Annotated in this window: 13 protein-coding genes; 5 read left to right on the top strand and 8 right to left on the bottom strand. The window is 66.2% G+C overall.

Annotated features, from left to right (window positions below; all coding sequences use genetic code 11):
• Positions 1 to 31: 31 nt before the first annotated feature.
• Entirely contained in the window at positions 32 to 1,840 is a 1,809-nt protein-coding gene (gene aspS / locus RHA1_RS34785) for an aspartate--tRNA ligase (RefSeq protein WP_011598851.1), read from the bottom strand.
• A gap of 143 nt (positions 1,841 to 1,983) precedes the next feature.
• Between aspS and ypfJ the strand changes: the two genes are divergently transcribed.
• From ypfJ to RHA1_RS34770, 3 genes are all read left to right on the top strand, one after another.
• The gene (gene ypfJ, locus RHA1_RS34780; protein ID WP_016880313.1) at positions 1,984 to 2,910 is read left to right on the top strand and encodes a KPN_02809 family neutral zinc metallopeptidase; all 927 of its coding nucleotides are present in this window, start codon (positions 1,984 to 1,986) and stop codon (positions 2,908 to 2,910) included.
• 65 nt (positions 2,911 to 2,975) lie between these two features.
• Positions 2,976 to 3,602: an ArsR/SmtB family transcription factor gene (locus RHA1_RS34775; RefSeq protein WP_011598849.1), complete on the top strand. Its 627-nt coding sequence runs from the start codon at positions 2,976 to 2,978 to the stop codon at positions 3,600 to 3,602.
• 2 nt (positions 3,603 to 3,604) lie between these two features.
• Positions 3,605 to 4,321 (top strand): SRPBCC family protein, encoded by a 717-nt coding sequence (locus RHA1_RS34770; protein ID WP_009480399.1) that lies wholly within the window; start codon positions 3,605 to 3,607, stop codon positions 4,319 to 4,321.
• A 17-nt stretch (positions 4,322 to 4,338) separates the two neighbouring features.
• Here RHA1_RS34770 and RHA1_RS34765 read toward each other — a convergent pair whose 3' ends face one another.
• Positions 4,339 to 4,794, bottom strand: a complete 456-nt coding sequence (locus RHA1_RS34765) for a hypothetical protein (RefSeq protein ID WP_011598848.1) — start codon at positions 4,792 to 4,794, stop codon at positions 4,339 to 4,341.
• A 130-nt stretch (positions 4,795 to 4,924) separates the two neighbouring features.
• Here RHA1_RS34765 and RHA1_RS34760 point away from each other — a divergent pair, with 130 nt between their 5' ends.
• Positions 4,925 to 5,347: a PPOX class F420-dependent oxidoreductase gene (locus RHA1_RS34760; RefSeq protein ID WP_050787543.1), complete on the top strand. Its 423-nt coding sequence runs from the start codon at positions 4,925 to 4,927 to the stop codon at positions 5,345 to 5,347.
• On the opposite strand, the gene RHA1_RS34755 is transcribed toward RHA1_RS34760, so the two are convergent.
• Positions 5,334 to 6,377: an Rv2578c family radical SAM protein gene (locus RHA1_RS34755; protein WP_011598846.1), complete on the bottom strand. Its 1,044-nt coding sequence runs from the start codon at positions 6,375 to 6,377 to the stop codon at positions 5,334 to 5,336. The two genes, RHA1_RS34760 and RHA1_RS34755, sit on opposite strands and share 14 nt — an antisense overlap.
• A 117-nt stretch (positions 6,378 to 6,494) precedes the next feature.
• Between RHA1_RS34755 and RHA1_RS34750 the strand changes: the two genes are divergently transcribed.
• The gene (locus RHA1_RS34750) at positions 6,495 to 6,884 is read left to right on the top strand and encodes a RidA family protein (protein ID WP_423816270.1); all 390 of its coding nucleotides are present in this window, start codon (positions 6,495 to 6,497) and stop codon (positions 6,882 to 6,884) included.
• Positions 6,885 to 7,117: 233 nt separating this feature from the next.
• Here the strand turns inward: RHA1_RS34750 and RHA1_RS34745 are convergent, their stop codons facing one another.
• The 5 genes from RHA1_RS34745 to RHA1_RS52290 all read right to left on the bottom strand — a co-directional run bounded on the left by RHA1_RS34745 (position 7,118) and on the right by RHA1_RS52290 (position 12,485).
• The gene (locus RHA1_RS34745; RefSeq protein ID WP_041812249.1) at positions 7,118 to 7,747 is read right to left on the bottom strand and encodes an aminoglycoside phosphotransferase family protein; all 630 of its coding nucleotides are present in this window, start codon (positions 7,745 to 7,747) and stop codon (positions 7,118 to 7,120) included.
• A gap of 326 nt (positions 7,748 to 8,073) precedes the next feature.
• A complete protein-coding gene (locus tag RHA1_RS34740) occupies positions 8,074 to 9,243 on the bottom strand; it encodes an acyl-CoA dehydrogenase family protein (RefSeq protein WP_011598842.1) in 1,170 nt (389 codons plus the stop codon).
• Between the two features lie 50 nt (positions 9,244 to 9,293).
• A complete protein-coding gene (gene fadD11, locus RHA1_RS34735) occupies positions 9,294 to 11,135 on the bottom strand; it encodes a fatty acid--CoA ligase FadD11 (RefSeq protein ID WP_011598841.1) in 1,842 nt (613 codons plus the stop codon).
• On the bottom strand, positions 11,132 to 12,103 hold the full coding sequence (locus tag RHA1_RS34730) for an SDR family oxidoreductase (protein ID WP_011598840.1): 972 nt from the start codon (positions 12,101 to 12,103) through the stop codon (positions 11,132 to 11,134). Before RHA1_RS34730 ends, fadD11 begins: the two co-directional genes overlap by 4 nt.
• Before the next feature lie 106 nt (positions 12,104 to 12,209).
• On the bottom strand, positions 12,210 to 12,485 hold the full coding sequence (locus tag RHA1_RS52290) for an aldehyde dehydrogenase family protein (protein WP_016880306.1): 276 nt from the start codon (positions 12,483 to 12,485) through the stop codon (positions 12,210 to 12,212).
• Positions 12,486 to 12,555 lie beyond the last annotated feature (70 nt).

The following is a 12,555-nucleotide window of genomic DNA, read 5'->3' as shown; positions in this document are numbered from 1 at the left end:
TTCCGCCGGCAGATACCGCCGGCGGACCCGCCTACTTGTCTGCGGGTGCGTCGGGCTTGGCCGACGCGGCGTCGCCCTTCGGCTCCGGCTTGGCGTCCACCCCGGACTCCTTGCGCTGCTGCGCGGTGATCGGAGCCGGAGCATTGGTCAGGGGATCGACGCCGCCGCCCGACTTCGGGAACGCGATGACCTCGCGGATCGAATCGACCCCGGCCAGCAGGGCGGTGATGCGGTCCCAGCCGAACGCGATGCCGCCGTGCGGCGGGGCGCCGAACGCGAACGCGTCGAGCAGGAAGCCGAACTTCTCCTCGGCCTCCTCGTGGGAGATGCCCATCACCTTGAACACTCGCTCCTGAATGTCCTTGCGGTGGATACGGATACTGCCGCCACCGATCTCGTTGCCGTTACAGACGATGTCGTAGGCGTACGCGAGCGCGGACCCCGGGTCGGTGTCGAACGTGTCGATCGACTCCGGCTTGGGCGAGGTGAACGCGTGGTGCACCGCCGTCCAGGCGCTGTAGCCGAGCGCGACGTCGCCGCTCGCGGTGGCGTCCGCGGTCGGCTCGAACAGCGGTGCGTCGACGACCCACACGAACGCCCACGCGTCCGGGTCGATGAGGTTCTGCTTGCGGGCGATCTCGCCACGCGCGGCACCGAGCAGCGCACGCGACGACTTGGTGGTGCCGGCGGCGAAGAAGATGCAGTCGCCCGGCTTCGCCCCGACGTGCGCGGCGAGGCCCTCGCGCTCGGTGTCGGTGAGGTTCTTGGCCACCGGTCCGCCGAGCGTGCCGTCCTCGCCGACGAGCACGTACGCCAGGCCCTTGGCCCCGCGCTGCTTCGCCCATTCCTGCCACGCGTCGAGCTGCTTACGCGGCTGGCTCGCACCGCCGGGCATGACCACCGCGCCGACGTATTCCTGCTGGAAGACCCGGAACGTGGTGTCCTTGAAGAACTCGGCGCACTCGACCAGTTCGACGCCGAAGCGCAGGTCCGGCTTGTCGGAGCCGTAGCGACGCATCGCCTCCGCGTACGTCATGCGCGCGATCGGCGTCTTGATCTCGTGCCCGACCAGCTTCCACAGCGACGACAGCACCTCCTCGGCGAGGAGGATGACGTCGTCCTGGTTGACGAAGCTCATCTCGATGTCGAGCTGAGTGAACTCGGGCTGGCGGTCCGCGCGGAAGTCCTCGTCGCGGTAGCAGCGCGCGATCTGGTAGTAGCGTTCGATGCCACCGACCATGAGCAGCTGCTTGAACAGCTGCGGGCTCTGCGGCAACGCGTAGAAGCTGCCCGGCTGCAGTCGCGCGGGAACCAGGAAGTCGCGGGCGCCCTCCGGCGTCGACCGCGTCAACGTGGGCGTCTCGACCTCGACGAACTCGTGGTGCGCGAGCACGGCTCGGGCCGCGGCGTTGACCTTGGACCGCAACCGGATGGCGTGACCGGGGCCCTCACGGCGCAGGTCCAGGTAGCGGTACTTCAGGCGCGCTTCCTCTCCGGCCTGGTCGTCCAGCTGGAACGGCAGCGGTGCGCTCTCGTTGAGGACCTCGAGGTCGGTGACGTTGACCTCGATGGCCCCGGTGGGGATCTCGAAGTTCTGGTTGCCCTCGGGACGTACCTCGACCACGCCGGTCACCTTGACGCAGTACTCCGCGCGCAGACGGTGAGCCTGCTCGGCGGCGGCGCCCTCCCGGAACACCACCTGGGAGACACCCGACGCGTCACGTAAATCGATGAAGATCACCCCGCCGTGATCACGACGCCTGGCAACCCAACCGGTGAGGGTTACGGTCTGCTGGGCCTGCTCGGCTCGCAATGAACCGGCGAGATGTGTGCGCAGCACGGGATTCCTTTCGAAACATGGGGCAAGCTACTTCGTTGGCTGAGATCCTACGGAGACACCGTGCGTGAGCGGAAACGCATACCCGCTTCACGTGCGAGGCTCGATCGGCACGCACCGGAAAACTGCAGAGAAAGCGACGACACATGACCTTCAACGAGGGCGCCCGAATGGACTCCGGCCGGGTGTCGGTCGGCGGCGGAGGCGGCGGCGGCCTCGGCGGCAAGTTCGCGATGGGCGGCGGCGCCGGCGGCCTGATCGTGCTGGTCCTCGCACTGCTCCTCGGCGGCGATCCCGGATCGCTGCTCGGCGGCCTCAGCGGCACCACCGATTCCGCCAACCAGGATTCCGGCGCCGGCCTCGCCGGCTGCGAGACCGGCGCGGACGCCAACCGCGACGTGAACTGCCGGGTGGTGTTCACCGCAGGCAGTCTCGACTCCGTGTGGGAGCAGGAGCTCGCGAAACAGACCGGCACCGCGTACGTGCCGCCGGAGGTCGTGCTGTTCTCCGGTTCGGTCAACACCGGCTGCGGTAACGCCACCAGCGAGGTCGGACCGTTCTACTGCCCGGCGGACTCGACGGCGTACTTCGACACCAGCTTCTTCCAGCTCCTCGTCGACCGTTTCGGTTCCAGCGGCGGACCGCTGGCGCAGGAGTACGTCGTGGCGCACGAGTTCGGCCACCACGTCCAGAATCAGCTCGGCGACATCGGGCGGGCGCAGGCCGACCCGCGGGGCGCCGACTCGGCCGCGGTGCGAACCGAGTTGCAGGCCGACTGCTACGCGGGCGTGTGGGCCCACTACGCCGACAGCCTCCCCGGCCCCGACGGCGGGCCGCCGTTCCTGAACACCCTCACCGACACCGACATCGACGACGCCCTCTCCGCCGCCTCGTCGGTCGGTGACGACCGGATCCAGCAGTCCGCGGGCGCTCGGGTGAATCCGGAGGGCTGGACGCACGGCTCCTCGGAGCAGCGCCAGAAGTGGTTCGCCACCGGGTACCGGACCGGTCAGGTCCAGGCCTGCGACACCTATTCGGCGCGCGATCTGAACAACCCGCCCGCGCTGCGCTGACCGATCACCGCACCGACAATTATTTTTGTCTTGACAGAATTTGCTGTCGGTGCGACAGTTGACGCATGTTGGACGTAGCAGTGATCGATCAGGCGGCCGCCGCGGAGATCTCCCTGGACCCGGTCCGGGCGCGGTTGCTCGCGGCGCTAGCCGAACCCGGTTCGGCGAGTTCCATCGCCGCGACGGTCGGATTGACGCGGCAGAAGGCCAACTACCACCTGCGGGCACTCGAGGAGCACGGCCTCGTCGAACTCGTCGAGGAACGCAAGAAGGGCAACGTCACCGAGCGGGTCTTCCAGGCCACCGCGGCGTCGTACGTCATCTCCCCCGCCGCGTTCGCCGCCCTCGCACCCGATCCCGACCGGTCACCGGACCAACTGTCGGCCCGTTGGCTGGTGGCACTGGCCGCGCGACTGGTGCGTGAGGTCGGCGAGTTGATCGCCGGCGCCACCGCGGCGCGTCAGCCGCTGGCCACCTACGCGATCGACAGCGAGATCCGGTTCGCGTCCGCAGCCGACCGGTCCGCCTTCGCCGACGAACTCGGCGAGTCCGTGAAGCACCTGGTGGCCCGGTACCACGACGAGAACGCCCCGAACGGACGCAGGCACCGGCTCGTCGTCGCACTGCACCCCAGCCTGAAAATACCTCCTGCACAAGCTAAGTCACCGGACAACCGTCACGAGGAGAGCTAGCCATGTCCCAGAACTTCGAGATTCGCCGCGAGGTCGTCCTGAACGCCGGCCCGGACGAGGTGTTCGCCGCCGTCACCACCGGCACCGGCGGCTGGATGTTCCCCTCCGAACTGGATCCCGGTGTGGGCAGCGAGGGACCGGACGACCCCACCGTCGTCGCGTGGGAGCCGCCGCAGAAGTTCGCCGTGCGGCAGGAAGGTCCGGGCGGCTGGTTCAACGCCCTCGAATACCTCATCGAGGCTCGCGACGGCGGCACCGCGGCGCTGCGCTACGTCCACAGCGGCATCTTCACCGACGACTGGGACGCGCAGTACGACGGCGCCGACAAGCACACCACGTTCTACCTCCACAGCCTCGGCCAGTATGTCCAGTACTTCGCCGGCCGCGCGGCCACCTACATCACGACCGCCGGCCCGGACACGTCCACCGGTCCTGGCGCGATGGCCACCCTCCGCGGCGCGCTAAGTCTGACCGACGCCTCCGCCGCAGGCGACGCCGTGTCCGTGGACGTCCCCGGTTTCGGCACCGTGGACGGTGTCGTCGACTACCTGACGCCGCACTTCATCGGCATCCGGACCGCCGATGCGCTGTACCGGTTCTACGGCCGCAACGCGTTCGGCGGAACGGTCGACGCGGCGCACCACCTGTTCGCTGCGGGCGCCGACCAGGAGAAGTCGCAGGACGCGTGGAAGTCCTGGCTGGCCAACGTGTTCGCCTGAACCCGCCGCACCTGCGCTCAGGACGCCGTGAACTCGCCCGTACCCGGAATGTTCGGGGTGCTCGTGGTGATCTCGATGCCGACCCGGCCCGCCCCCGGATCGAAGTACACGGCTGTCGGCGCGCCCGGACCGTCCCATCCGCTCAACGCCCACTGCTTCGTCCCGGAGGCACCGGTGTCGAGGTTGCGCCAATGCAGGGTTCCGTCGACCATGCAGACCCGGGAGGGGCCCACGAAGTACGTCGTCAACAGCACGTAGTTCGGCCCGTACGGCTCCGGGTAGCCGGATGACGCGTGGGCGTCGATGCGCCCACCGCACACGCTGAAGTCGCCGGGGTTCAGACCGTGTCCGATCGTGTAGGTGGGGGTCAGCGTCGCAGCATCCGCCCCGGCGGCGGCCGGTGCACCGAGTAGTGCGGCCACGGCGAGCGAACCCACCACCGCCGATCGGACAACCAGATCTCCCACAGGCATGGTGCTCCTCGGCTGGTCCGCGTCGGGCGAACCTCTCTCCCCCTTGTCTCTGGGAAGGCGGCGAGCGTTACTCATCCGCTTGGTTAGTGTCGACGCAGAGACATCGGTCGACATCGACGAGGAGATTTCCATGTCGTTCACGGACGAAGAGATCGCCTACCTGCGGTCGCAGCCGCTCGCGCGCGTCGCCACCGTAGGCGCTGACGGGCAACCCGACGTCGTTCCACTCGCCTTCGAGTTCGACGGAACGGACTTCTGGGTGGGAGGCTCCGGACCGTCCGTCGCCGGTACCAGCAAGTTCCGGAACATCCGGGCCGGGAACGACAAGGTGTCGCTGGTCGTCGACGACCTGGTGTCGTTCGAACCTTTCGTCGCGCGGTCCATCCGGGTCTACGGCACGGCCGATCAGCCGGTGGAACGGGACGGAATGGTCGGCCCCGGCCTCTATGTGCGCATCGCACCGACCATCTCGTGGAGCTGGAACATGGCGGGAGAACCTGCCGGCGCCGAATGGTACGAGCCGAGGCGGACCGTTCACGTCAGAAGAGAGTGAGCGCCGGTCCGGGACGACCGACCCCGACCAGTTCACCGCGATCGGACTCGACGGACTCGGGGTGCCCGGCCTCCCGATGGTTCGCCCCGCCGCCCAGATCGTACCGGTCGACGAGAGGGTCGACGCGCTGCTTCAGCCACGACTTGTATTCGGGCGGAACGTAGGCCGCCCGCCCGTACAACTGCCGGTATTGACGGACGAGCGCCGGATGCTCGGTCGACAGCCAGTTCATGAACCAGCCCTTGGTGCTGCCGCGCAGGTGCATCGGAAAGACGGTCACACCCGAGGCGCCGGCATCGGCGATGGATTCGAGTAGTCCGTCGAGATGCCGCACCGAATCGGTCAGGAAGGGAATGACGGGGGCCACCATCACATTGCAGGGCAGGCCGGCGTCGGTGATCGCCCGGATCAGATCGAGGCGCGCCTTCGGGGTGGGCGTTCCCGGCTCGATCGACTTCTGGAGGTCGGGATCGTGGATCGCGAGCGACACGCCGATGCTGACCGGCACCTGCTGAGCGGCGAGCGTCAGCAGCGGGAGGTCGCGCCGCAGCAATGTCCCCTTGGTCAGAATCGAGAACGGGGTGGCGGATTCGGCCAGCGCGCGAATGATGCCGGGCATCAGACGGTACCGGCCCTCCGCTCGCTGATAGGGATCGGTGTTGGTGCCGAGCGCCACGTGCTCCCGCTTCCACGACCGACGCCCCAGCTCCTTGCGCAGCACCGCCGCGACGTTGGTCTTCACGACGATCTGACTGTCGAAATCACGGCCCGCGTCGAGGTCGAGGTACTCGTGGGTGGGCCGCGCGAAGCAGTAGCGACAGGAGTGCGAGCATCCGCGAAATGCATTGACGGTGAACCGGAAAGGCAGTTGTGACTCCTCGGGCATCTTGTTCAGCGCACTCTTGCAGAGCACCTCGTGGAAGGTGATGCCGTCGAACTCGGGCGTCTGCACACTGCGCACGAGCCCGGCACGCTCCAGCCCCGGCAATGCACCGTCGTCGGCGTCGACCGCTTGCCCATCCCACCTCATGAGTACATGCGAACATTTGTTCTAACCGGTGTCAAGGCTTCGACCCGCGCGGAGACCGGATCGTGGGGAAAGACCGCGCTGGTGAGCGCCGGATCTGGGCTTGCGACAATGTTGCCCATGTCGAACAGAAACAATGTCTCGTCCGGTTCCGAATGGGAAGCCAAGATCGGCTACTCCCGCGCCGTGCGCATCGGCCAGCTCGTGTCCGTGTCGGGCACCACGGCGTCGGGTCCCGACGGCCCCGTCGGCGGAAACGATCTCGGTGAACAGACCCGGGAAGCACTGCGCCGGATCGACGCAGCACTCACGGAGGCCGGAGCGAGCACGACCGATGTGATCCGCACCCGCATGTACCTCACCGACATGAGCCGGTGGGAAGAGGCCGGCATCGCGCACGGCGAGGTCTTCGGCGAAATCCGACCCGCCACCACGATCCTCGAGGTCAGCGCGCTGATTGCCCCCGGCCTGCTCATCGAGATCGAGGCCGACGCCGTCATCGGCGACTGACCGACGCGGAGAGGTGGCACCTCACCCACCCGTTCACGACGCACGCAACTGCGTGCTGAGCACCGCCTCGACTTCCGACCGGGTCGCCACCGTGGTGGGCGCCCGGTCGGAATCCGAGGTGGGTGGGTCCGCACCCGGTGCGGGCACACCTGAGCGCCACTCACTGCCCGACCGGCGATCTGCCTTCGGTCCTGATCTGCGGGATTCCGCCGATCGGTAGATGCGTCGCGTTTCTACGTTTTCAAAGATGAACCTGGGATACCCGGGCCGACGCTCTTGTCGAGCATCCAGCGGCAGTGTTCCTCGAATTCTGCGTCACCCATGTTGTGAGCCCACACCACAGTCGCTATCGCCTGATGCATCCACTCGAGGTCCAAGGTTTCGACGTCTGAGGCGGTGAGATCACGCCCGAGACCGGCAAGGAAGGCCTCCTCCAAGTCGGGCCGGCCCATGAACTGCTGAGACTGCAACCTCACCAGATCACTCGTCCAATGCCGCCAGTCCGCGCGGCCGAAGTCGATCACCCTCAACTCACTCTCATGCAGCAACCAGTTCCGCGGGTGGTGGTCGCCGTGGGTGAACGACAACCGCACCGGCCTTGCCGCGGTAGCCGCCAACCGCACGCGCAATGCCTCCAGCTGGTCAGCCGACACCAGATCCTCCGCCCGGTCGATGTACCCATGCGTGCGCTCGATCAGATTTGCGTAGTACACGGCAGACACGTCGCCCGGCAACAGCAGGCCAGCGAGTGCCTGCCCCGCCTGCAGGTAGGTGGCCGGGTCCCAGTCCGCTGGCGACCCCTCGACCAGTTCTCCGGGAAGGTACTCGGTCACCAGCAGCTTCTCGCCCACGTCGGCATACACCAAGCGCGGCAACCCAACCCCGTGTTTCTCAGGAATACTTGGTGGGCTGCGATCTCCCTGCCGATGTGATGGCTCGACCGTGATGCCTTCACGATGAAGTCGTTGTCAGCTTTCCGCACTCTCAGTACGGTCGTGTCCTGCAATGGCCACGAATGATCCGCGAGAACCTGCCACTGCCCGAACCAACGGTCCAGTAGAGCCGATTGCGCGTCCGTCAGATCTGTATTCCGCCCCGGCACTTCCCCAGACAGGCCGAGCCGATCGTGTGCATGTGGTAGGCACTTGCGGAATCACCCACCATGCGACGATGCTGAGCTGTCTGCTTGTTATAGCGCTCTCGAGATCAGTTCTTTCATGACCTCGTTGGATCCGGCGTAGATGCGCTGGATGCGGGCGTCGGCGTACATCTGGGCGATGGGGTATTCGAGGATGTAACCGTATCCTCCGAACAGTTGGAGACAGCGGTCGATCACGGCGCACTGTTGGTCGGTCAACCAGTATTTCGCCATTGCGGCGGTGGTGACATCGAGTTCGCCGCGAAGGTGCTTGTCGATGCAGTCGTCGATGAAGGTGCGCGACACCCTCGCGAGTGCCGCGCATTCGGCAAGTTCGAAGCGGGTGTTCTGGAGGTCGAACAGGGTCTTTCCGAACATTGTCCGCGATTTGGTGTACTCGATCGTGAGTGCTACTGCGCGTTCGATCGCGGCGACGGCAGCGACGCCGCAGATCAACCTTTCCTGTGGTAGCTGCTGCATCAGCTGGACGAATCCGGCACCCTCACGTTCTCCGAGGAGGTTGTCCACCGAGACGCGAAGTCCGTCGAAGAACAGTTCGGTGGTGTCCTGCCCCTTCTGGCCCAGCTTGTCGAAGATCTGTCCGCGCGAGAATCCGGGAGTGTCGTCGTTCACCTCGGCGACAACGAGAGACACTCCCTTCGCCCCGAGCGTGGCATCGGTCTTGGCCGCGATGATCACGAGGTCGCAGTTGCGACCGTTGGAAATGAAGGTCTTGGCGCCGGTGATGACGTAGTCGCCGCCGTCACGCACGGCCTGGGTAGTGATATTTTGCAGATCCGAGCCGGCGCTAGGTTCGGTCATGGCGATGGCACCGACCCATTCACCGCTTGTGAGCTTGGGAAGCCATCGCGATTTCTGCTCGAGGCTTCCGTACGCGTTCAGGTAGTGCGGAACGATTCCCGAGTGCACACCGAGTTGTAACGAGTGGTCACCCGCCATCACTTGTTCGTGAAACAGCACGGCATCGTGGGCGAAAGTTCCTCCCCCTCCGCCGAACTCCGTAGGAATCGACATCCCCGACAAGCCCAGCTTGCCCAGGGTGCCGTAGATCTCCTTGTCCGGAAAGCCCTGTGCAGCGAACCGGCGTTGGTGGGGGGTGACCTCCTTGGCGAAGAAGTTTCGGGCGAGTTCGGCAACTGCGCCGAGCTCGTCGTCCATCCATGAGGATGTGATGTCGGTGATGGCAGGGTGAGCAGTCACGGGTTCGTCTCCAGAATTTGTTGCGAACGAGTCATGAGGGGTCAGCTGTCTCAGCTCCCCACCGGGACCTCCGACGTCCGGGCGGCGGGCTCATACACACCTCGGGCGAGTGGTTCGAGGTAGAGCAGCTCGATCTCGGATGCATACTTCTCGGCGATCGGTTTGCGGCGCAGTTTCATCGTCACGGTCAGTTCGTCACCGCCCGGCTCCCAGAAGGTGGGGAGGATCAGGAAGCGCTTGATCTGCTCCACGCGAGAGAGGCCGGTGTTGGCCAGCGCGACGGCGGCGGCGATCATCGCGATCATGTCACGGTCTCCTGCCAGGGAAGCGGCGTCGACCCGGATGTCCTTCGTCGCAGCGAAATTGGCTGCGGCCTCGGGGTCGAGTGAGATCAAGGCCGTGTTGTACGGCCGCGCATCTCCGATGGTGGCCACGCCGCCGATGAACGAGGAGGTGGCCTTGATTGCGTTTTCGATGGTGGCGGGGGACATATTCTTCCCCGAGGAGTTGATGATCAGTTCCTTCTTCCGATCGATGACGGTTAGGTATCCGTCCGCGTCGATGGACACCACGTCACCGGTGGCCAGCCATCCGTCGGCGTCGACGGCGTCGGCAGTTTTGGCAGGCTCCCCCCGGTAGCCCTTCATGACGAGGGGGCCACGAACGAAAAGCTCACCGTCGTTCGCGACTCGCATGTCCATGCCGGGCACGATCTTGCCGACCGTTCCCAGTTTGGCGGGATCGGCCGGGGCCGCACTGGCGATGCAGGTCAGTTCCGACATCCCCCAGATCTCGGAGATCTGCAGCCCGAGCGCTGAGAAGAACGCCAACGTGTCGGCTGGTATCGGTGCCGCCCCCGACACGGCCCATCTGAGCTTGTGGAATCCGAGTTCGGCGCGCATCGGCGCCAGCACCATTGATTCTGCCGTGACGAACTCGTGTTCCAGTTCTTCCGGTACCGGCAGCCCTGCCCGGAGCATCTCGATACGGCGTGCGCCGACATCGAGGCCCCACTGCAGCGCGTGCCGTCGTGCGTCGTCCGGTTCGTTCGCCACCGCCCGTTCGACCGCGATTTTCAGCTTCTCCCAGACACGCGGCACCGCGCCCCAGATGGTCGGCCGGCAGTCGGGAAGTGCGGCAGCAATCCGCTGTACGTCCGCGACGACGGTGACTTGCGTTCCGAACACCATCTGGAAGTACAGCGCCGTCATCCGATCGGCGATGTGTGCCGACGGCATGAAGGAGGTGATGCGGTCTCCGAACTCGATCGGGAGGATCCAGCACACCGCGCCGGCCTCGAACAGCAATGCGGCATGAGTCGACTCCACCCCTTTCGGGTTGCCGGTGGTGCCCGAGGTGTAGATCAGGGTTGCAACATCGTCGGGCCGCACCGATTGCCACGCGGCGTCGAAGTCGAAGTCCGGTGAGCCGAGTGCCTTCATCTGGTTCAAGGTGAGTGTCCCGGCCGGGGCAATTCCTCCCTCGGCGTCGATGACGACGATCTGCTCCACCTGTGCGCCGGATTCCCTGATTCGTTCCACGTATTGGGCCTCGCACACCACGACCTTGGCTTCGGCGTTCCCGAGAACGTAAGCGATAGCAGATGCGGGAAGCGTGTTGTAGATCGAGAACGACGTCGCCCCGACATGTTGAGCTCCGACATCGATGGGGTAGAACTCCACACGATTGGCCATCATCAAGGCGACGGTGTCGCCGCGGCGGACTCCGAGTGCGGCGAATCCGGCTGCCACGTCGCGGACCTGGCTCGAGTACTGCCGCCAGGTCAACGTCTGTGCATCGCCGACGGTTCGCAGTGCGATGGCGTCCGGGTCGATGGCGGCGGTGCGTTGAAATGCTGCGCACAGGGTGTGGGGCGCTTCCTCGATGGTCATGGCGTTCTCCTCGGTTCGGGACCGGCTGTTGTGGAGCCACTCGGGTGTGTGGTGACGGGACGTTCTTCGAGCTCGCGGATCAGTTGGTGACATTCGGCGTCGGCGGCGAGGTAGCCGTCGGCGAGCACGTTCACCAGTCCTCGTCCCAGGGCCCACGGGTGCCATGCCGCCGGAGCGAGGGTGCGTCCGGCGCGGCGGGCGATAGCATCTGCGATCACCGTCGCGGCATCCTCTGGGCTGATGCGGCGGCGCAGCGGACGAGGAAGACGCGCATCGAGCCTTCTGCCGATCTCGTCGTCGTCGAGGGTTGCCCGAGCCAGTTGGGTGTCGACCATCCCGAAGTACGCCACACCCGCGGAGGCGCCGTAGCCGGCGAGTTCGAGACGGAGTGCCCGGCCGAGTTGTTCGACGGCGGCCTTGCTGATCATGTAGGACGCGCCACCGAGACCGGGCGCGAAGGCCGCCGCAGACGACACCACCACGATGTGGCCGCGTCGCGCAATCACTTCGTCGATCGCAGGATGGACGGTGTTGAAGACACCCGTGAGGTTGATGTCGATCACGCGGTCGAAGCCCGCCGGATCGATCTGGCGGAGGGTGGACGGGGGCGGGGTCACTCCGGCGTTCGCGATCACCACATCGATCCGCCCGTACCGCTCGATCACCGCGTGCACGGCTGAATCCATGCCGGGACGGTCGCGGACATCGGCGACCAGGGTGAGGACCCGCCGTCGGCCGAGCGCGAATTCAGCTGCCGTCAGGGACGATTGATTGACATCGAGCAGTGCGACCGTTGCGCCGCGGGCGTGCAGGGCACGCGCCGATGCCAGTCCGATACCGTCACCTCCGCCGGTAATCAGGACCACCTTGCCGGCAACGTTGTACTCGGCGCCTCGACCGGGCAGTGGGAGGCCCAGGTCTCTCAGGGTGCGCGCAATGGTCGACCGGGTTCTGAACGTGGCCATCATCAATGCCTTCCGTGGAGCAGTCGGACGAGAACGCGGACCAGAGCGTCGATGCGTGGTGTGCGCCGAAACGTGGTGAGCGGAAGAATCGACGGGAATCGCTGCCTCGTCATCGCACGAGGGAAGGTGAATTCCCGCAACCCGTCAGCGCCGTGGACCCGGCCACTCCGAGGGGGAGATACTCGACGCCGGCCGCCTGGTTGACGGTGAGGAGGCTGGGGCGGACCGTGCGCCGACCCAGAACCCGGGCGGCGTTCTTCGCCGCCCACGCGAGGTGTTCCAAGGCCATCGCAATTTCGAGCATCGCGTCCGCTTGCGGCTTGCCCATCTCGATGTGGGTGAGTTCCGCGAGTTCCGGTGCCCGGCGGGCGATGATGCCCGCCACGCGTCGAGTCGCCGGGCCCGTGCCTCGAATCCCAGTGCCGCCCAACATCCGCCGACCTCGCGCGGCGTAT

Origin of the sequence: Rhodococcus jostii RHA1 (genome assembly GCF_000014565.1) — a bacterium.
GTDB lineage: Bacteria > Actinomycetota > Actinomycetes > Mycobacteriales > Mycobacteriaceae > Rhodococcus_F > Rhodococcus_F jostii_A.
The sequence above is the reverse complement of the archived record's forward strand: the minus strand, read 5'-3'. Positions and strand labels throughout refer to the sequence as shown.